Origin of the sequence: Streptosporangium carneum, from assembly GCF_027922005.1 — a bacterium.
Classification (GTDB): domain Bacteria; phylum Actinomycetota; class Actinomycetes; order Streptosporangiales; family Streptosporangiaceae; genus Streptosporangium; species Streptosporangium carneum.
This window is the reverse complement of the sequence record NZ_BSEV01000002.1, coordinates 553,077-573,211: the sequence shown is the minus strand read 5'-3', so window position 1 is coordinate 573,211 and position 20,135 is coordinate 553,077. Positions and strand designations below refer to the sequence as shown.

The following is a 20,135-nucleotide window of genomic DNA, read 5'->3' as shown; positions in this document are numbered from 1 at the left end:
CCGGTTCCGCGGCGCGCCTGAGCCCGGGTGGCGGGCTGGGCCCGTGCCACGCGCTCGGGGTTTCGGTCATGCTCCCGGAGATTGGGGAGCGTCCGGATCGTGGTGCCCTATCGGGCTGGAGCGCTCCAGTTCTCCCGTTGTTAGCCGGAAGCCACATTGACGTTTCACAGCTTTTCGGGTGGTATCAGGAGCGGCGGCATGCCTCGGTCAACGGGGATCGGGACAGGTGGCCGCTGGAGGTGTTGTGCCACGGGCCGTGCCCGACGGGTGGGGTTTCGGTGAGGTGAGCGGTGGACGAGTCCATCTCGTCGCCCGTGTCCGAGGACCGGATCACCGTCACGGGACCGTCGCCTTACGGCAGGCCCCTCGCGTGGCGGCCGGGTGACGGATTCACATGAGGCCGGGCAGGGGCGAGACGACGGGGGCCCCACCGCCCGGTGCGGCGCGCGCCCGCATTACTTCCCCCGCCGAGGGAACGACGATTTTAATCGTAGATCCCTATCTAATACGAAAAACCCCTCACAAAGGAGTGAGAGCGACATGCCGCTCGACGAGGCGAAGGACGAGCTGCTGAGGAGTGCCGCGGAGACCTGCGCGCACACGCCTGGCAGCGACCACGTGAGTGATGAGGAGGCACTCGCCTTTCTCAGGCTCTACTATCGGCATGTCGCGCCGGAGGATCTGCTGGGCCGCAACCCGGTCGACGTGTACGGCCCCGCGATGGCCCAGCGACAGCTCGCGGAGAAGCGCCCCCAGGGGCGGGCCCTGGTGCGGGCCTACACTCCGAGTCTGGAGGAGCACGGCTGGGATCCCGGCCGTTCGGTCGTCGAGGTGGTCACCGACGACATGCCCTTCCTGGTCGACTCCGTGACGATGGAGCTCGGCCGTCATGAGATCACCACCCACCTGGTGGTGCACCCGCAGGTGCGGGTGCACCGGGACGTCACCGGCAAGTTGCTGGGCAGGGGCGGCCAGGACGACGGCGGTCAGACGATCACCGAGTCCTGGATGCACTTCGAGATCGACAGGCAGGCCGACTCCGCGGTGCTCAAGCAGCTGGAGTCGGACCTGCAGCGGGTCCTGGAGGACGTGCGCTACGCCGTCGAGGACTTCGCCAAGATGCGGGCCCTGGCCGTGCGGACCGCGGAGGACGTCTCGGTCAACCCGCCGCCGCTGGACCTCGCCGGGGTCGAGGACAGCCTGGAGCTGATGCGCTGGCTGGCCGACGGGCACTTCACCTTCCTCGGCTACCGGGAGTACCGCCTTGAGGAGGGCGAGCAGGGCGACACGCTGCGCCCGGTGCCGGGCACCGGCCTCGGCATCCTGCGCCATGACAAGGCGGGCTCGGGGAGCTTCGCCGCGCTCCCGCCCGAGCTGCGCGCCAAGGCCAGGGACCGGCAGCAGATGCTGATCATCACGAAGGCCAACACCCGCGCGACCGTGCACCGCCCCGCCTACCTCGACTACGTGGGCGTCAAGCTCTTCGACGAGACGGGCGAGGTCGTCGGCGAGCGGCGTTTCCTCGGCCTGTTCACCCACGTGGCGTACAACGAGTCGATCTCCCGGATCCCGGTGCTGCGGCGCAAGCTGGCCGAGGTGATCGACCTGGCCGAGCTCGAACCGGACAGCCACGACGGCAAGGACCTCATCGAGATCCTGGAGACCTTCCCCAGGGACGAGCTCTTCCAGACCTCGGTCGAGCAGCTGCTGCCGATCGCGCTCGGCGTGCTCAGGCTGCGCGAGCGCAAGCAGGTCAAGGTCTTCCTGCGGCCCGACGACTACGGCCGCTACATCTCCTTCCTGATCTACCTGCCGCGTGACCGCTACACCACCAAGATCCGCGTCAGGATGCAGGAGATCCTGCTCAAGGCGGTCGGCGGCACCTCCTTCGACTACAGCGCGATGATCGGGGAGTCGGCGCTCGCCCGGCTGCACGTGGTCGTACGCGGAGAGCGGGGCAGGCCGCTGAGCGCCGACGCGCTGAACGTGGAGGAGCTGGAGGGCAGGCTGGCCGCCGCGACCCGCTCGTGGGACGACGACCTGGCCACCGCCATCGCCGAGCTGAGCTCGGAGGAGGAGGGCCCCCGGCTCACGCGCCGGTACGCCGCGGCGTTCCCCGAGGGCTACAAGGCCGACTTCCCGCCCCGCCTGGCCGTGGCCGACCTGCGCCGTCTCGAGGCGCTGGCGGGCGGTTCGCCCGATGAGATCGGGATGAACCTCTACGAGCCGTACGACGCCTCGGAGGGCGAGCGCCGCTTCAAGCTCTACCGGATCGGCGCGCCCATCTCCCTGTCGCACGTGCTGCCGCTGCTGCAGCGCCTCGGCGTCGAGGTGGTCGACGAGCGTCCCTACGAGATCGACCGCGACAACGACCCGGCGACCAACGACGCCTGGATCTACGACTTCGGGCTGCGCTACACCCTGTCGCCCGAGGTGGACAGGGACGAGTTCAAGCGCCTCTTCCAGGACGCCTTCGACGCGCTGTGGCGGGGCAGGGTCGAAAGCGACGGGTTCAACGCCCTGGTGCTGGCCGCGGGGCTGACCTGGGAGCAGGCCGAGATCCTGCGGGTCTACGCCAAGTACCTGCGTCAGGCGGGGAGCACGTTCAGCCAGGACTACATCGAGCGGGTGCTGCTGGGCAACGTACGGCTCGCGCGGCTGCTGGTGCGGCTGTTCGAGGCCAGGCTCGACCCCAGGCGCGACCAGGAGGTCCGCTCCGACCTGGCGGAGGCGCTGAACGAGGAGATCCTCGGCGCGCTGGACGACGTCGCCTCCCTGGACGAGGACCGCATCCTGCGGGCCTACCTGGAGATGATCGACGCCACGCTGCGGACGAACTACTTCCAGACGGTCGACGGCGAACGCAAGCCGTACATCAGCCTGAAGTTCGACTCGCCGTCGATCAGCGTGCTGCCGCTGCCGAGGCCCAGGTTCGAGGTCTTCGTCTACTCCCCGCGGGTCGAGGGCGTGCACCTGCGCTTCGGCAAGGTCGCGCGAGGCGGCCTGCGCTGGTCGGACCGGATGGAGGACTTCCGCACCGAGGTGCTCGGGCTGGTGAAGGCGCAGATGGTGAAGAACACCGTCATCGTCCCCACCGGTTCCAAGGGCGGCTTCGTGGTGAAAAATCCGCCGAAGTCGGGTGCGCGCGAGGACGTGCTGGCCGAGGGCATCGCCTGCTACCGGGTGTTCATCTCCGGCCTGCTGGACATCACGGACAACCTCGTCGACGGCAAGGTGGTCCCGCCCGCCGACGTGGTCAGGAACGACGAGGACGACACCTACCTCGTGGTCGCCGCGGACAAGGGCACCGCGACCTTCTCCGACATCGCCAACGAGGTCTCCAAGCAGTACGGCTTCTGGCTCGGCGACGCCTTCGCCTCCGGCGGCTCGATCGGCTACGACCACAAGGCCATGGGCATCACCGCCCGGGGCGCGTGGGAGTCGGTCAAGTACCACTTCCGCACGACCGGCGTCGACATCCAGACCACCGACTTCACCGTGGCCGGGATCGGCGACATGTCCGGCGACGTGTTCGGCAACGGCATGCTGCTGTCGCAGCACATCAGGCTGGTCGCGGCCTTCGACCACCGGCACGTCTTCGTCGACCCCGACCCGGACGCCGCGCGCGGCTACGCGGAGCGGGCCCGGCTCTTCGCGCTGCCGCGCAGCTCGTGGGCCGACTACGACGCCTCGCTCATCTCGCAGGGCGGCGGCGTCTGGCCGCGCACCGCCAAGTCGATCCCGGTCACCCCGCAGATGCGGAGCGCGCTCGGCATCGCGGACGGCGTGACGTCCCTGGCCCCCAACGACCTGATCAGCGCCATCCTGCGGGCTCCTGTCGACCTGCTGTGGAACGGCGGCATCGGCACCTACGTCAAGGCGTCGAGCGAGTCGCACGTCGACGTCGGGGACAAGGCCAACGACGGCCTCCGGGTCAACGCCTCAGAACTGCGCTGCAAGGTGATCGGCGAGGGCGGGAACCTGGGCTTCACCCAGCTCGCCCGCATCGAGTTCGCCCGCGAGGGCGGGCTCGTCAACACCGACTTCATCGACAACTCCGCCGGGGTCGACACCTCCGACCACGAGGTGAACATCAAGATCCTGCTGGACCGGGCGGTCCGCGACGGCGAGCTGACCGACAAGCAGCGCAACCAGATCTTCCTCGACATGACCGACGAGGTCGCCAAGCTGGTCCTGCGGGACAACTACGACCAGAACGTGGTGCTGGCCGCCGCCCGCGCGCAGGCACCCGACATGCTGCACATCCACGCGCGTCAGCTGCGCAAGCTGGAGCGGGCCGGGCTGGTCAACCGGGAGCTGGAGTTCCTGCCGTCGGACAAGGCCCTCGCCGAACGGCGTCAGGCCGGGCTCGGGCTGACCGCGCCGGAGTTCTCCGTGCTGCTGGCCTACACCAAGCTGGTCACGGACGCCGAGATCCTCGCCTCGGACCTGCCCGACGACCCGTACCTCGCCTCGTGGCTGGTGTCCTACTTCCCGTCCGCGCTGCGCGAGCGCCTGCGCTCCTACATGGACGCCCACCCGCTCCGCAGGGAGATCATCACGACCGGTGTGGTGAACGACCTGGTCAACTCCAGCGGCACCACCTTCATGTTCCGCCTTGGCGAGGAGAGCGGCGCGTCCACCCCGGACATCGTCCGCGCCTACCTGGTCACGCGCGAGGTCTTCGACCTGCCGAGCTTCTGGCGGCAGGTCGAGGAGCTGGACAACAAGGTGGACACCTCCACTCAGATCGCCATGGAGCTGGAGGCGCGCAAGCTCGGCGAGCGCGGCACCCGCTGGCTGCTCGGCAACCGGCGCGCGCCGCTCGACCTGGCCTCGACGGTGAGCTTCTTCGCCAAGGGGATGAACGGCCTGCTGCCGCACCTGCCCAAGCTGCTCACCGGTTCCGACCTGGCGGGCTTCGAGGAGCGTCGCGACTCCTTCGTCGCCCGCGGGGTGCCCGCGGAGCTGGCCGAGCGGGTCGCCGCGATGGTCCCGGCCTACTCCACCTTCGACCTCGTCGAGGTGGCCTCGCAGACGGGGCGTCCGGTGAACGAGGTGGCCGAGGTCTACTTCGACCTGGCCGACCGGCTCCAGCTGTCCAGGCTGCGCGAGCGCGTGGTCGCGCTGCCCCGTGACAGCCGGTGGAACTCCATGGCGCGGGCCGCGCTCCGTGACGACCTCTACGCCGCGCACGCCTCGCTCACCCGTGACGTCCTGGTCCACAGCACACCGGGCCTGACGCCGGAGGAGCGCCTCGCACGCTGGACCGAGGCGAACTCGGCGGCGGTCGCCAGGTCCCGGCAGACCCTGTCGGAGATCTGGGAGAGCGACAACTTCGACCTCGCGACGCTGTCGGTGGCGCTGCGGGCCATCCGCACGCTGGTGGCCGCGACCAGTCTCCCGCACACCGAGGCCTGAGCCGCCTGAGCCGGGCCCGTGCGACCACCACGGGCCCGGCCGCGCCGGGCCTCGGTCAGTTGGCCATCACCTTGGTGACGCCGCCCAGGTAGCCGATGACCCTGGCCAGGGTGCGGCTGTTCTTCGCGGGGACCGTGCTGACGTACTGCTGCGTCTCCACGGTGCGCAGTTCCTTGCGCGCTCCGGGGGCCGAGGCCAGCCTCTCGGCGTCCCTCGGAACCCTGATGTCGGCGCACGGCTCGATCTTGGCCGTCACACTGGTGGTCCTGATCAGCGAGTACATGACCATGGCCCCGCCGTCGGCGGTGCGCAGCGCGCGCACCGGGTAGTTGCTCGCGCCGAAGATCGAGTCGTAGCCGAGGCAGTCGCTCTTGTACTTCGGCCGCTTGCCCGCGATCTCCTCGGCGTAGCCGGTGGTGTGCGGCCCCTTCTCGATCAGCCCGGCGGCGAACCCCGCGCTTCCCTCCTCGGCGGAGGTGGCGTGCAGCGGGGCCATGAGCCGCGGGCTGATCGCCGTGGTCGGGTCGTCCTCGGCCAGCGCGACGGCGTACCCCTCCGCGTCCTTGGCGATCTCCGGCACGGGCGCGTCCCGCTCGAGCAGCGAGGTCGAGCTGAGGTACCACGCGTGCTCGCCGTACTTGGTCAGGGTGAGCACGGCGGAGCGCACGTCGCCCGCGCTGTCCTCGCGGTCGACGATCGCGGCGAACCAGAGGGGGGCCTGCTGCTCCCTCGGCACCAGCAGCTCCGGCCTGCCCCATGTGTAGTGGGGCAGCGCCCCCGCCGAGCTGTTGAAGGCGGCCATGGTGAGCGCCTCCTGGGCGTCACGGGTCTGCTCCAGGATGTTTCTGCGGTCGGCCTCCAGATGCGGGGTCGCGCCCTCCAGCACCGCCCCCGCGCCCAGGATCCCGGACAGCGCCCTGCCCGCCTCGGCCAGCGTGACGGCGGGCGTCCGCAGCGCGGCGGGGGCAGGGGACGAGGTCGCGCCCGTCGCCCGCGCCTCGCGCTTCGGCACGCTGTTCCCCGCGCCCGAGCCGGAGCACGCCGCGGTCCCGGCCAACAGGGCAAGGGCGAACACGAGCAGACCCCGTCGCCCACGACCCCGCACGTCCGCCTCCTCATGGTCCCCTCGGCGCCCATGCTAGCCATGGCACGGCGCGGGCCGTGCACAACGCCGGACACAACGGGGTGCGCCGGTCGCGTACCCTTTACAGACGTGGCACTCATCGATCCGGCAGAAGAGATCAACGAGCTCGTCGGCACGCTGAACAGCATTCAGGACGTGCTCGACCTCGACGCGATGCGCAAGCAGATCGAGGAGCTCGGTGAGCAGGCGGCCGCGCCCGACCTGTGGAACGACCAGGAGCGGGCCCAGAAGGTCACCAGCAAGCTCTCCTACCTGCAGGGTGAGGTCAACAAGGTCGAGGCGCTCGGGCAGCGTCTGGAGGACCTGGGAGTCCTGTACGAGCTCGCCGCGGCCGAGGACGACGAGGACACCCGCGAGGAGGCCGACCGCGAGCTCGCCTCCCTCAGGAGCGACATCGGCGCTCTGGAGGTCCGCACCCTCCTGTCGGGCGAGTACGACTCCCGTGAGGCGGTCGTCACGATCAACTCCCAGGCCGGCGGCGTGGACGCGGCCGACTGGGCGCAGATGCTCCTGCGGATGTACATCCGGTGGGCCGAGCGCAAGGGCTACCCGACGGAGGTCTACGAGACCTCCTACGCGGAGGAGGCGGGCATCAAGTCGGCCACCTTCACGGTCAAGGCGCCCTACGCCTACGGCACCCTGCGCGGTGAGCACGGCACGCACCGCCTGGTGCGGATCAGCCCCTTCGACAACCAGGGCCGCCGCCAGACCTCCTTCGCCGGGGTCGACGTGGTGCCGGTCGTCGAGACGACCGACCACATCGACATCAACGAGGACGACCTGCGGGTCGACGTCTACCGCTCCTCCGGCCCCGGCGGCCAGGGCGTCAACACCACCGACTCCGCGGTCCGGCTGACCCACCTGCCGACCGGCATCGTGGTCTCCTGCCAGAACGAGCGCTCGCAGCTGCAGAACAAGGCGACCGCGATGGCGGTCCTGCAGTCCAAGCTGCTGGAGCGCAAGCGGCAGGAGGAGGCCGCGGCGCTCAACGAGATCAGGGGCGAGGCCACCACCTCGTGGGGCACGCAGATCCGCAACTACGTGCTGCACCCCTACCAGATCGTCAAGGACCTGCGGACGGGCACGGAGGCGGGCAACCCCGGCGCGGTGCTCGACGGCGACCTCGACGAGTTCATCGAGTCGGAGATCCGCTGGACCCGCCGCCAGGAGGCGGACGGCGAGGCGTAGGCGTCCGGGGACGCCCCTGGGCGCTCGCGGGTGTCCCGGGGTGCTCCCGGGGCCCGGCGGTCCGGTCACGCCCGCCTCTCGCGACGGCGACCGGTCCTGGCCGCTCGCCCTCGCGCGTTCGGCCCTTCGCCGCCTGCCCGGCTTCTCAGGGCCGCCCCGGGGCCGTCTCGGGGCCTTCGCCGATCCTCAGACGCCCGTGAGGTGCCTCAGGGCGAGGGTGAGGAAGAACAGCGCGATCAGCAGCAGCGAGAGCATCGCGGGCGTCAACCCGCCCAGCCCGTGCTGGTGCATCCGATCACGATAGGCCCTGCACTGGGGGCAGCGGCCCTCCGCGACAGGGTGGGCGCACCGGGCGCAGACGAGGTCTTCACAGCTCATGAGAGCCTCCGTCTCCTAGGTCAGAACTACTTTATGCGGTCGTTACCGGGCGCCGAATCGTTTTGTTTCCGTTATGGACGTTCCATGCCAGTCTTCCCCCTAGACTGGGCTCCGGCCAACCGGAACGTCGATCAAGAGTAAAGACCGGCGCCCCCCGGCCGGCGAGAGGCGGAAGTGAACCTCTGCCACCACCGCGACCGTCCTAACCCCTAGACTGGCATGCCGTGATGCGCCCGTGATCCATTTTGATAATGTCACCAAGGTCTACGCGAACCAGAACCGGCCCGCGTTGGACCACGTCAGCGTCGATGTCGACAAGGGCGAGTTCGTGTTCCTCGTCGGCCCTTCGGGGTCCGGGAAGTCGACCTTCCTCCGCCTGGTCCTGAAGGAGGAGCGTCCCGACTCCGGGGCGATCCACGTGGCCGGCAAGGATCTCGCCCGACTGTCCAACTTCAAGATCCCGCACCTGCGCCGCCGGATCGGCTGCGTCTTCCAGGACTTCCGGCTGCTGCCGAACAAGAACGTCTACGAGAACGTCGCGTTCGCCCTGGAGGTCATCGGCAAGCCGCGCCGGTTCATCCGCAAGGTCGTGCCCGAGGTCGTCGAGCTGGTCGGTCTCGAGGGCAAGGCCCACCGGATGCCCGACGAGCTGTCCGGCGGTGAGCAGCAGCGGGTCGCCATGGCCCGCGCCTTCGTCAACCGCCCGATGATCCTGCTGGCCGACGAGCCGACGGGAAACATCGACCCCGCCACAAGCATCGGCATCATGAAGGTGCTCGACCGGATCAACCGGACCGGCACCACCGTCGTCATGGCCACGCACGACGCGGCCATCGTCGACTCCATGCGCAAGCGCGTAGTGGAACTGGAGGACGGCAAGATCGTCCGAGACCAGTCGCGTGGCGTGTACGGCCAGGCGTACTGACCCCAGGACCAGAAGAAGCGAAGCGACAGGAAGAGCATGCGGGCAAACTTCATCTTCTCCGAGGTCTGGATCGGCCTCCGCCGTAACCTCACGATGACCATCGCGGTCATCGTGACCGTGGCGATCGGCATGGCGTTGCTGGGCGTCGGCCTGATGATCAACTCTCAGATCTCCACCATGAAGGACTTCTGGTCGGACAAGGTCGAGATCTCCGTCTTCCTGTGCAAGAAGAACGACCCCTTCCCGCAGTGCAAGGGCAGCGGCGGAGTCAACGAGCCGGAGCGGGCCGCCCTCAGGGCGCAGATCGAGGCCATGCCCCAGGTCCAGAAGGTGGACTTCGAGGACGCGGCGACGGCGTACGCCAACTACCGCGAGCAGTTCAAGAACGACACCGTGATGCTGTCGGTGGTGCAGCCCGGTGACATGCCCGAGTCCTTCCGGGTGAAGCTCAAGGACCCCGACAGCTACGCGGCGGTCATCGAGGCCCTCAAGGGCGCTCCCGGCGTCTCCAACGTGGTCAACCAGAAGGAGATCCTGGAGAAGTTCTTCGGGCTGCTGGAGAAGCTCCGCTGGGCGGCCCTGGTCGTGGCCATCATCCTGGTCTTCGCGGCCACGCTGCTGATCGGCAACACGGTGCGCCTGTCCGCCTACAACCGCAGGCGGGAGACCGGCATCATGCGGCTCGTCGGCGCCTCGAACCTCTACATCCAGCTTCCCTTCGTGATGGAGGGCGTCATCGCGGGCCTGATCGGCGGCGTGGTCGCCGCCGTGCTGCTGATCGTCAGCAAGGTCTTCCTCTTCGACGGCGTGCAGCTGTACCTCGCCAACAACAGTCCGCTCACCTGGGAGACCGTCGCCTCGGTGATCAGCCTCACCATGATCTTCGGTGTGCTCATCTGTGTGCTCGCCTCGTTCGTCACGCTCCGCCGCTACCTGCGTGTCTGAGCGGCGCGCGGCGGGTTCGCCGGGCGTGCTCCCGCTCTCGGAAGCGGCTCGCCGCTCCGGTCCCCGGTAGGCTCGGGGGCATGCCACGTGAGACCGGGCGGAAGGTCATCGCCCAGAACAAGCGTGCCTGGCACGACTACCACATCGAGGACACCTACGAAGCTGGTCTCGTGTTGCAGGGCACGGAGGTCAAGTCGCTACGCCTCGGCAGGGCCTCCCTCGTCGACGGCTACGCCGTCATCAAGGACGGCGAGGCCTGGCTGATCAACGTCCACATCCCCGAGTACACCATGGGGACGTGGACCAACCACGCGGCGCGTCGCACCCGCAAGCTTCTGCTCCACCGCAAGGAGATCGACAAGCTGGTCTCCAAGACGAAGGAGGGCGGCCTCACACTGGTGCCGCTCGCGATCTACTTCAAGGACGGCAAGGCCAAGATCGAGATCGGCCTCGCCAAGGGCAAGAAGGACTGGGACAAGCGGCAGACCCTCGCCGAGAACCAGGCCAAGCGTGAGATGGCTCGCGCTCTGCGGCACAGGAACAGGTAACCGTGACGGGGAAGGCTCGGCGAACCGTCGCCGCGGCGCTCGCGCTGGCGGCGACGGCCCCCATGTTGTCCGCCTGCCTCGAGGAGCCTTCGGCCCACGAGGCGGTGCGTGACTTCCTGGTCGGCTGGCAGACGGGCGACTACGCCGCCGCAGCCCGCCGTACCGACGGGGACGAGAAGGCGGTGAGCAAGGCCCTGGAGGACGCCAAGATCCAGCTCGACGCGGCCTCGTTCCGCTTCCAGGTCAAGGGGATCAGGCGTACGGGAGACCAGTCGGAGGCCGATTTCGCGGCCGAGGTCGACCTGGGGGAGAACAACCCCCTGTGGGAGTACACCGGCAAGCTCCCCCTCCAGCTGGTGGACGGTCACTGGAAGGTGCACTGGTCGCCCAGCGTGCTCCATCCCGAGCTGCGCGAGGGCCAGCGCTTCGCCGTGGACGTCATTCCCGAGGGGCGCAAGCCGATCCTCGACCGCAACGGCGATCCGCTCCAGCAGGAGGCCACGCTGTACGTGGCGAACGTCGTCCCGGCCACGCTGAAGGACGACGTCGCGGTCTGCGAGCAGCTGTCGAAGATCACCGGCTTCCCGCAGGACCGCCTGCTGAGCCGGATCAGGTCCGCCAGGCCCAACGTCCAGGTGCCGCTGGTCACCTTCGGACGCGCCAAGTACGCCCAGCTCCGCGACCAGCTGACGGCCATCCAGGGCATCACCATCTCGCCGCAGAAGCAGCCGGTCGCGCCCGACTCTCCCGCCCAGATCGTCGGCACGGTCACCGCCGTGACCCCGGAGAGCGAGCAGCAGCTCGGCGGCCCGCAGCGGGCCGGCGACACGGTGGGCAGGAGCGGGCTGCAGAAGGCCTACCAGGAGCACCTGACCGGGTCCACCGAGACCCGCGTGATCACCGTGGACCTCAAGACGAAGGAGCAGGTGGCCGAGCTCCGCAAGTGGCGGCCCAGCCGGCCGACCTCGCCGGTGCGCACCACGATCGACGGCCCGACCCAGAAGGCCGCCGACAGCGCGCTGTTCGCCGGCACGCCCGGCATGCTGGTCGCGGTCCAGGCCTCGACCGGCGAGGTGCGCGCCGTCGGCAGCACCAAGGAGTACAACCAGGAGAAGGACGCCCTCGCCGGAAGGTTCCCGGCGGGCACCACCTTCTCGATCATGTCCGTCGAGGCGCTGCTCAAGGCCCAGGTCAGCACCAAGCAGAAGCTCGCCTGCCCCGTCGACCGCAGCGTCGGAGGCGCGAGGTTCCACCAGGCGAATCCGCCGGGTGGGACCGCGCCCACCCTCCAGGGCGACTTCGCCAACGGCTGTGTGACCGCGCTGGCCGCGCTGGCCCGCAGGATCGACGGCGCGGAGCTGGCGGCGAGCGCCGCCAAGTTCGGCATCGACTCGCGGTGGACCCTGCCGCTGAAGTCCTTCAGCGGCTCGCTGAAGCTCCCGAAGACCGACGCGGCCACGGCCAGGGCGATCGCCGGGCAGAACGTCTCGGTCAGCCCGCTGTCCATGGCGCTGGTCGCGGGAGCGATCTCCTCGGGAACCTGGCGCCCGCCCGTCCTGGTCACCGACCCGCAGAGCCCGGACCCCTCGGCGGAGGCAGGGCCTCCGAAGGCGCCCGATCCGATCAAGATCGACGAAAGGACCGTCGCCACGCTCCGCACCCTCATGCGCGCCGGGGTGACCACGGGCTCGGCCCGTTCCGCCGCGACCCCGGGCGACCCGGTCCACGGCATCACCGCCGTCGCCACGCAGGGCCGCAAGTCGCTGGCGTGGTTCGTCGGATGGCAGGGGGACATAGCGGTGGCGGTGCTGACGGAGAGCACCGACTCCACGGCGGGGGCGAACATCGCGGGCCGGTTCTTCCAGAGCCTGCACGCCGGAATGTGACGACCTGAAATATTCTCGTCACCCTGAGCAACCATTGGGTGCCCGGTCTGCGTCCTTCTAAGTGACCGGGCACCGCTTGGGGGGTTGCGGACCCGGTCGCCGCGACGGGATCGGGGCTTCGTCTCGGGGGAAGCCCTGGCCGTCCGGACCGGCTCGACCCTGCCGGTCGACCCCGGGGACGTGCGCGATCACGCCGCGTTCCCGGGGTTTCGCCGTTCCGGTCGACGGGCTTGCGCGATCGCTTCCAGGGGCCGTGACGGCAGTCATGGCGGTGTGGGGGGCAGGAGCGGACGTGACACCTTCCCCCAGATCACCGGCGGGGTGTTCTCCGACGCTCTGATCCAGGGGGTTCTCCGACACCGTGATCCAGGGGAACGGCGTCGCCGTCCGTCTGTCGTCGCCGGCGCACCCGGCACCGGGCGGCCTTGCCCCCGTCATGGGGAATCGAGTTGGCGTTACCGGTGTTGTAACGGGTATCTTCGGATGGCTCGGTTCCTCGGGACCGGGTTGACAACTCAACAGGGGGGTGACTGGTTTCGACTTTGACTTTGCAAGCCAGGGGAAGCGGGTCGAGGACTGCGGACATAACCTCGTTAACACTGTGACCGCGACCAATAAGTGCCAATAAGACGCACTCCGAAGTCAGCCAGGCTCGCCTGGCACTCGCCGCCTAAGCAGCGAGTGACTTCTGCCGGCCCGGGAGCGCCTCCGGCCCGGATCCGGCATCGCTAGGAGGCTCAACCGATCGACCCGGCCACGGGGAAGATCGGGAAATCTAACAGTGGCTGAGCCCGTCGGCGTCTTGCCTGCGTGATCGCCGGGGCTGAGAAAAGCGAAGCAGGCTGTGCCCGGAGAAGCCCTGTCTTGGAGTTGAAGGACGCGGGTTCGATTCCCGCCACCTCCACCCCCGTTCCGTGCCGGAAACACACGGAACAGATCGCCGAAGGGCGGTCGGCCGGACGACAACGTCCGCCCGGCCGCCCTTTCGCGTCGTCCGGCCGCGTTCCTCCGCCTCATCCCGCCTCGTTCCCGAGGCCCGGGCACATCATGTGGCGTGACACCCCCGAAGGCTTCGTCGCGGCGTTCGCCACGGCCCTGCGTGACGGGTGAGCGCGAGCGGCCCGGTGACGCGGGCCGAAGGCGGGCCCATGTCTGAAAACGGCTGGGGCGGTGCTGATCCGAACTGGTTTACTCCTTCGCATGATGAACCTTGCTGGTAAGGCAGAGTTGTTCCAGTCGCTGCACAGGGGCGGCGAGCCGCTGGTGCTGGCGAACGCCTGGGACGTCGCCGGCGCGCTGCTGGTCCGGGAGGCGGGGGCCAGGGCGGTGGCCACCACCAGCGCCGGTGTCGCCTGGAGCCTCGGCGCGCCGGACGGTGACCGACTCAACCGGGACCGCGCGCTCGACCTCGTCGCCCGGGTCGCCGCCGCCGTGGACGTCCCGGTCACCGCCGACATCGAAAGCGGCTTCGCGAGCAAGCCCGAAGGGGTTGCGGAGACGGTCAGGGGCGTGATCGAGGCGGGTGCCGTCGGCGTCAACATCGAGGACACCTTCCGCGGCGGGGTCTCGCCGTTGCGGCCGGTCGAGGAGCAGTGCGAGCGGATCGCCGCGGCCAGGCAGGCGGCGGACGCGGCGGGGATCCCGCTCTACGTCAACGCGCGTGTCGACGTCTACCTGCGGGCCGCGGGTGAACGGGAGGACCGCCTCGGGGCGGCCCTCGAGCGGGCCGCCGCCTACCTCGAGGCCGGAGCCAGCGGTGTCTTCGTCCCCGGGGTCGTCGACCCCGTGACCGTCTCCGCCCTCGTGAAGGGCGTCGCCGCGCCCCTGAACATCCTGGTGGGGCCGGGAGACCCCGCCGTCGCCGAGCTGGCCGGGCTCGGCGTCGCCAGGGTCAGCGTGGGCTCCGCGATCGCGTCGGCCGCCTACGCCGTGGTCCGCCGCGCCACGCGGGAGTTGCTCGACTCGGGCACCTACACCGCGCTGGAGGAAGGCCTGGGGCACGGCGAGCTCAACGCCCTCCTGGAAGGGTGAGACCGCCGCGGTGACGCCGGATCGCCGGGAACATCCGGAGCAACCGGAGTGTCTGGAACACCCGGAGTGTCGGGGGGCTGGGAGCGTCTAGGGCATCCGGAGTGTCCGGAGCGCCTGGTCCCCTGGAGCATCCGGAACCCCTGGATGCGCCTGGAAACCTGGAATCCCCCGGCGCGGGGCGGCGGTGCCCGGCCGCCGTCTCGGGGCCGGGTTTCGGGTCCGCGTCGGAGGGGGCGGCGGACCGGTCAGCCGACGGGAAGCTCGCCCAGGGGCACGGTCACCGTCGCCGTCGAGCCGTCCGGGTGCAGGATCTCGATCTTGGCGCGGTCTCCGGGGCGCAGGGCGGCGAGGACCTCCGACAGGGTCTGCGTGTTCGGGACCGGGGTGTCGTTGATCGCGACGATCACGTCGCCGCGCCTGATGCCCACCTTGCTGGCGCTTCCGCCGGGAGCAACCCGCACGACGCCGACGCCCGCGGCTCTGCCGTCGGAACCGGCCACCGTCTGCACGGTCACTCCGAGGGCGGCTCTGTGGGTGTTGACGACCCTGCCGTTCTTGATGATCTGGTTGGCGATGTCGGTCGCGGCGTTGGATGGGATCGCGAAGCCGATGCCGGGGGCCGCGCCACCGCCGAGCTCGGGATTGACGGCGGTCAGGGTCGGGATGCCGATGACCTCGTTGGCGAGGTTGACCAGGGCTCCGCCGCTGTTGCCGGGATTGATCGCGGCCGAGGTCTGGATGGCGCCGGTGATCGTCGCGCCGGGCGCGCCCTGCTCCTGAGGTTCGCTGACCGTACGGCCGAGCGCGGAGACGATGCCGTTGGTGACGCTGCCGGACAGGCCCAGGGGGTTGCCCATGGCGAGGACGAGCTGGCCGACCCTCAGTTTGCTGGAGTCGCCGAACCTGGCGGGTTTGAGCCCCGAGGGGTCGTCCACCTTGATCACGGCCAGGTCGCCGAGCTCGTAGGCGCTGACGAGTTTCGCACTGCGGGGCTTGCCGCCGCTGGCGAGCGACACCTCGAAGTTCCTGGACCGCCCGACGACGTGGGCGTTGGTGATGATGTGGCCCGCGCTGTCGTAGATGACGCCCGAGCCGAGGCCGTTCTGGGTGGTGATCTGCACGATGGAGGGCAGCACCGTGGTGATGACCTGCTCGTACTTGGACTCCAGGGCGTCGGGCGAGGTGGACTCGCCGCCGGTCGGTCCCGGTGACGTGCTCGCGATCCCGCCGGGGGGCGCGCCGCCCGCGCCCGGTGGCGGGCTGGTCGTCGTGACCGTGACCGACGGCTCCACGTCCGGTGTCGGCGGTTTCGCGCTCTGACCGCAGCCCGCGAGCGCCATGGCGGCGACGGTCAGTAGCGCCACACGTGAGGTCCATGCCTGCATGCGGGAGTATCTTCCCAGCTCATCGCGGAAGATACGCCCGCGAGGGATTAACCGGGCCGACCTCGCCTTCCGGGGATGTGACGGGTCTTCCGGGGGCGCGACGGCCGTTCGCGGCACCGGGTGCGGGGTGCGGAGCTCTGCCGAGGGAAGTGGGCACTGCCGGGGGAAACGGTGCGCCGGCCGCGGGGAACGACGTCCGGGTCATGAGAGAGCGGCGTCCCGGCCATGGGGAGGCGGCGTCCAGGAGGTCATGAGGGAACGGCGTCCCGGTCATGGGGGAACGGCGTCCGGGTCATGGGGAGGCGGCGTCCCAGCCATGGGGTGCGGCGGCCGGGCCATGGGGGGACGGCTCCCGGGGCATGCGGAGGCGGTCGGGAGGAGTCCGGATGAGCGGTGGCGAGTCGTGGGGAAAAGCCTGGACACGTGGGGGATGGAGGGCGCCTCGTGGCCGAAGTGTGATGGTATGCGTTCCATCTATCAGCCGAGGTGACATAGCCTGGCGCCCATGGCGGATGTTGGCGGTGACTCCTCCGGGCGCTCTCACGACAGATACATCCCGTCCTATGACGCGCCCACGGCTCCCATACCCGCCATTCGTGCCGAGGACGGCACGATGATCAATCCTCGTGTGCCGCGGCGGTTCCCCATCGGGGACGGCGAGGAGACCGTGCTCGTTCCCAGGCCGGACTCCACGGGGCCGTCCCCTGAGACCGAGCCCGCCGAGCCGGGCCCCGTCGAGGCCGCGCCCGAGGAGACGGAGTCCGTCTGGCTCTTCCCGATGGCGGGTTTCCCCGGCCTGGAGTCGACCGAGACGGAGTCCGGTGCCGACGGCTCCGAGGCGGAGGCCGGGAGCGGGCCGCGGGCCGCCGGCGGATCCTCGGGGCGCGGGGCCGTACGCTCCGAGCCCGGCTGGTCCTTCCCCGTGCCCGGAGCCTCCCAGCCCGAGCCCGCCCGGTTCGATCCCGTTCCCACCGATCCCATCCGCTTCCGCGCCGCCCGTCCCGGCCAGGCCGGAGGACCGGGCCAAGCCGGAGGGCCGGGCCAGGCCGGAGGGCCGGGCCAGGACGGGCCGCCTTCCGGGACGCGGTCCGCTCCGTCCCTGGTGCCCGGACCGCCTCCCGCGCCCTTCTCGCCCCGCGTGACCTCCCGCCCCGGGGGCTCCGGCCCGCGGAAGAAGGACGGCCTGCTGATGCGGATCGGGGACATCCCGATCCGGGTGATCTACAGCATCGGCGCGGCGCTCCTCACCGCCCTCGCGGTTTTTCTGATCTTCGTGCTGTTCTCCGGCGACGAGCCCTCCGACTCCTCCGGGACCGGCGGGTCGGGCACCGGCGCCGCCGTGTCGCCCTCGCCGTCGGCACCCCCGATCACGCTGCCCGCCCTGCCCGCCCAGACGGCCATGCGGGCGCTGCCCGGCACGCCGAGCCCGGTGCTGGGCGCGGTGACCGACAGCAGGGCGGCGATCACCTACGCCAAGCTGGGCAAGCCGTGGGCGGTCGTGGACATTCCGTCCTTCTCCGCGGGCCAGCAGGTGGGCGCGGCGCAGCAGCCGAACACGATGATCGCCTCAGGCCTGCTCCCCGGGACCACCCCCGAGGCCGACCTGAAGACCGACGCCGAGTTCCGCAAGGCCGCGGCGGGCGCGGTGAAGTGGGCGATCCGCAACCACTACCCCGCGGGCAGCAAGGTGGCCTGGACCGCGTCGCAGAAGCCGGCCACCGGCAAGGGGTGGACGCTCGGATACCGGGTGACCTACGTGCTGAAGGGCAAGAGGCACACCGCGCAGGCGGCCCTCACGCTGCTGGACATCGGCCGTCGCAAGCCGGCCATGCTCCTCATCACCGTGCCGGACACACGCAAGCAACTCTGGGCTGACATCGCCCCTCTGACGGCCAGCGCACGAGCGTTGTGATGGAAATACATTCTAGAATATGGTTCTACCACTGAGCCGTCTCTGGAGGCTGTCATGGCGATCGGGTTGAGTGAGGAACACGAGGCGCTCCGCGAGTCGGTGACCGGTTGGGCGCAGCGGAACATCTCCCCGGAGACCGTGCGGGACGCCGTCGCGGCGGAGGGCGGCAAGCGCCCGGCCTTCTGGGCGAGCCTCGCCGACCAGGGACTTCTCGGCCTCCACCTTCCCGAGGAGCACGGCGGCAGCGGGTACGGCCTGCTGGAGGCCGCAGTGGCCGTCGAGGCCCTCGGCGAGCGGGTCGCCCCCGGCCCCTATCTCCCGACCGTCCTGGCGAGCGCCGCGATCCTGGCCTCCGACGGCAAGGCGCACGCCGAGCTGCTCCCCGGCCTCGCCGACGGCACGCTGACCGGCGCGGTCGCGCTGACCGCCGCCGTCACCGGCGCCCGGGGCCAGGACGGCGAGCTGACGATCGGCGGCGTCGCCGAACCGGTCCTGGGCGGCGCGCTCGCCGACGTCCTGGTGCTGCCGGTGAGCACGGACGAGGGGCGGGAGTGGGTCGCGGTGGACGCCTCCGCCGTGACCGTGACCCCGCTCAGGCCGCTGGACCTCACCCGGGGCGTGGCTAGGGTCGAGCTGGACGCGGTGGCCGTGCCGGCCGGGCGGGTCCTCGGCGGCCTCGGCGAGGCGGACGTCCGCCACCTGGCCGCGATCCTGCTCGGCGCGGAGGCGGCGGGGATCGCGTCGTGGTGCGTGAGCGCCGCGTCGGAGTACGCCAGGGTGCGGGTGCAGTTCGGCCGCCCGATCGGGCAGTTCCAGGGCGTCAAACACAAGGCGGCCCTGATGCTCGTCGCACTGGAACAGGCCCGCGCCACCGTGTGGGACGCCACCAGGGCCGCGGCGTGGCGGGCGCGGGCGGCGGACGCGACCGGTGAGGCGGGGGACGAGTCCGCCTACGCCGCCGCGATCGCGGGTGTGGTGGCCCCTGACGCCGCGGTGCGGTGCGCCAAGGACGCGATCCAGATCTTCGGCGGTGTCGGCTACACCTACGACCATGACGCCCACCTCTACTACCGCCGGGCCCTGAGCCTGCGCGCGCTGCTCGGCCCCTCGGCCGAGTGGGCCGACTCGGTCGTCTCGCTGGCGTTGAACGGCGTGAGCCGGGAGATGGAGCTCGACCTCCCCGAGAGCGCCGCCGAGCTCCGCGAGCGGATCAGGGCCGAGGTCGCCGAGCTCGCCAAGCTGGAGGGCAGGGAGCAGAAGCGGGCGCTGGCCGCCGCCGGTTACGTCATGCCGCACCTGCCCAGCCCGTGGGGCCGCGACGCCAGGCCGCTCGAGCAGGTGCTGATCCTCCAGGAGTTGAGGGCGGCGAGGGTCAGACCGCCTCAGATGATCATCGGCGCCTGGGTGGTGCCGTCGATCGTCGCGTACGGCACGCCCGAGCAGCAGGAGCGCTTCCTGCCCCCCACGCTGAGCGGCGAGCTGCTGTGGTGCCAGCTGTTCTCCGAGCCCGGCGCGGGCTCCGACCTCGCCTCGCTCCAGATGAGGGCGGAGAGGGTGGAGGGCGGCTGGCGGCTCAACGGCCAGAAGGTCTGGACCTCGCTGGCGCACGTCGCCGAGTGGGGCATCTGCGTCGCCCGCACCTCCTCGACGGGCTCCAAGCACGAGGGCATCACCTACTTCCTGGTGGACATGAAGGGCGAGGGCGTCACGGTCAGGCCGCTGACCGAGATGACCGGGGAGAGCCTGTTCAACGAGGTCTTCCTCGACGACGTGTTCGTCCCCGACGAGCTGGTGGTCGGCGAGGTCGGCCAGGGGTGGCAGATCGCCCGCAACACCCTGTCGAACGAGCGCGTCTCGCTCTCCTCGGGGTCGGGCGGCACCGGCTCCTCGGTCCCCGACCTGCTCGGCCTGGCCGACAGACTCGGCCGCGAGCTCACCGCCGCCGAGCGCCAGGATCTGGCCCGGGTGGTCTGCGAGGGACACTCGATCAACGCGCTCGGCCTGCGGGTGACGCTGAGGCAGCTGACCGGCGCCGACCCCGGCGCGGACGGCTCGGTCCGCAAACTGCTGTCCACCTCGCACGCCCAGCACGTCGCGGAGTGCGCGGTCACGCTGCTGGGGGCCGCCGCCGTGGTCGCCGCCGACGCGAAGCTCGGGGACGCGGGGCACTGGAACCGCGCCGCGCTCGCCACCCGCGCCATGACGATCTACGGCGGTACCACCGAGGTCCAGCTGAACATCATCGGCGAGCGGATGCTCGGCCTGCCCCGGGATCCCGAGCCGGGCAGGTAGCCGGGCAGGTAGCCGGGCGGCGCACGCCGCCCTGTGTCGCCCCGCGCCTTTGCGGTCCCGGCCATGACGGCCTTTCGGGC

The 20,135-nt window shown here is 70.4% G+C and carries 12 protein-coding genes and 1 other RNA gene; 10 read left to right on the top strand and 3 right to left on the bottom strand.

Annotated elements, in window-relative coordinates:
• Positions 1 to 540 precede the first annotated feature (540 nt).
• Positions 541 to 5,421 carry an NAD-glutamate dehydrogenase gene (locus PKF00_RS08430; protein WP_271216816.1) on the top strand — a complete coding sequence of 1,627 codons (4,881 nt, stop codon included), beginning with the start codon at positions 541 to 543 and terminating at the stop codon, positions 5,419 to 5,421.
• Positions 5,422 to 5,476: 55 nt separating this feature from the next.
• On the opposite strand, the gene PKF00_RS08425 is transcribed toward PKF00_RS08430, so the two are convergent.
• The gene (locus tag PKF00_RS08425) at positions 5,477 to 6,526 is read right to left on the bottom strand and encodes a DUF8094 domain-containing protein (protein WP_271216815.1); all 1,050 of its coding nucleotides are present in this window, start codon (positions 6,524 to 6,526) and stop codon (positions 5,477 to 5,479) included.
• A 108-nt stretch (positions 6,527 to 6,634) separates the two neighbouring features.
• Here PKF00_RS08425 and prfB point away from each other — a divergent pair, with 108 nt between their 5' ends.
• Entirely contained in the window at positions 6,635 to 7,753 is a 1,119-nt protein-coding gene (gene prfB, locus PKF00_RS08420; RefSeq protein WP_271216814.1) for a peptide chain release factor 2, read from the top strand.
• Positions 7,754 to 7,939: 186 nt separating this feature from the next.
• Here prfB and PKF00_RS08415 read toward each other — a convergent pair whose 3' ends face one another.
• Positions 7,940 to 8,131, bottom strand: a complete 192-nt coding sequence (locus PKF00_RS08415) for a hypothetical protein (protein ID WP_271216813.1) — start codon at positions 8,129 to 8,131, stop codon at positions 7,940 to 7,942.
• A 235-nt stretch (positions 8,132 to 8,366) separates the two neighbouring features.
• Here PKF00_RS08415 and ftsE point away from each other — a divergent pair, with 235 nt between their 5' ends.
• The 6 genes from ftsE to PKF00_RS08385 all read left to right on the top strand — a co-directional run bounded on the left by ftsE (position 8,367) and on the right by PKF00_RS08385 (position 14,466).
• Entirely contained in the window at positions 8,367 to 9,056 is a 690-nt protein-coding gene (gene ftsE / locus PKF00_RS08410; RefSeq protein WP_184538795.1) for a cell division ATP-binding protein FtsE, read from the top strand.
• Between the two features lie 36 nt (positions 9,057 to 9,092).
• Positions 9,093 to 10,001 carry a permease-like cell division protein FtsX gene (ftsX, locus tag PKF00_RS08405; protein ID WP_271216812.1) on the top strand — a complete coding sequence of 303 codons (909 nt, stop codon included), beginning with the start codon at positions 9,093 to 9,095 and terminating at the stop codon, positions 9,999 to 10,001.
• An 80-nt stretch (positions 10,002 to 10,081) separates the two neighbouring features.
• Positions 10,082 to 10,549: an SsrA-binding protein SmpB gene (gene smpB, locus PKF00_RS08400; protein ID WP_271216811.1), complete on the top strand. Its 468-nt coding sequence runs from the start codon at positions 10,082 to 10,084 to the stop codon at positions 10,547 to 10,549.
• A gap of 2 nt (positions 10,550 to 10,551) precedes the next feature.
• A complete protein-coding gene (locus tag PKF00_RS08395) occupies positions 10,552 to 12,435 on the top strand; it encodes a penicillin-binding transpeptidase domain-containing protein (RefSeq protein WP_271216810.1) in 1,884 nt (627 codons plus the stop codon).
• A gap of 522 nt (positions 12,436 to 12,957) precedes the next feature.
• Positions 12,958 to 13,342: a transfer-messenger RNA gene (gene ssrA / locus PKF00_RS08390) on the top strand.
• Positions 13,343 to 13,635: 293 nt separating this feature from the next.
• Positions 13,636 to 14,466, top strand: coding sequence for an isocitrate lyase/PEP mutase family protein (locus PKF00_RS08385; protein ID WP_271216809.1), 831 nt, complete (start codon positions 13,636 to 13,638; stop codon positions 14,464 to 14,466).
• A gap of 245 nt (positions 14,467 to 14,711) precedes the next feature.
• Here the strand turns inward: PKF00_RS08385 and PKF00_RS08380 are convergent, their stop codons facing one another.
• Positions 14,712 to 15,830, bottom strand: coding sequence for a S1C family serine protease (locus PKF00_RS08380; RefSeq protein ID WP_271216808.1), 1,119 nt, complete (start codon positions 15,828 to 15,830; stop codon positions 14,712 to 14,714).
• A 634-nt stretch (positions 15,831 to 16,464) separates the two neighbouring features.
• Here PKF00_RS08380 and PKF00_RS08375 point away from each other — a divergent pair.
• Both PKF00_RS08375 and PKF00_RS08370 read left to right on the top strand, forming a co-directional pair.
• A complete protein-coding gene (locus PKF00_RS08375; protein ID WP_271216807.1) occupies positions 16,465 to 17,763 on the top strand; it encodes a hypothetical protein in 1,299 nt (432 codons plus the stop codon).
• Positions 17,764 to 17,817: 54 nt separating this feature from the next.
• A complete protein-coding gene (locus tag PKF00_RS08370; protein WP_271216806.1) occupies positions 17,818 to 20,055 on the top strand; it encodes an acyl-CoA dehydrogenase family protein in 2,238 nt (745 codons plus the stop codon).
• Positions 20,056 to 20,135: the final 80 nt, after the last annotated feature.

Coding starts and splice junctions, on each gene's coding strand:
- ftsX (WP_271216812.1), top strand. CDS start 9,093: ATGCGGGCAAACTTCATCTTCTCCGAGGTCTGGATCGGCCTCCGCCGT.
- PKF00_RS08430 (WP_271216816.1), top strand. CDS start 541: ATGCCGCTCGACGAGGCGAAGGACGAGCTGCTGAGGAGTGCCGCGGAG.
- PKF00_RS08375 (WP_271216807.1), top strand. CDS start 16,465: ATGATCAATCCTCGTGTGCCGCGGCGGTTCCCCATCGGGGACGGCGAG.
- PKF00_RS08415 (WP_271216813.1), bottom strand. CDS start 8,131: ATGAGCTGTGAAGACCTCGTCTGCGCCCGGTGCGCCCACCCTGTCGCG.
- PKF00_RS08370 (WP_271216806.1), top strand. CDS start 17,818: ATGGCGATCGGGTTGAGTGAGGAACACGAGGCGCTCCGCGAGTCGGTG.
- PKF00_RS08385 (WP_271216809.1), top strand. CDS start 13,636: ATGATGAACCTTGCTGGTAAGGCAGAGTTGTTCCAGTCGCTGCACAGG.
- smpB (WP_271216811.1), top strand. CDS start 10,082: ATGCCACGTGAGACCGGGCGGAAGGTCATCGCCCAGAACAAGCGTGCC.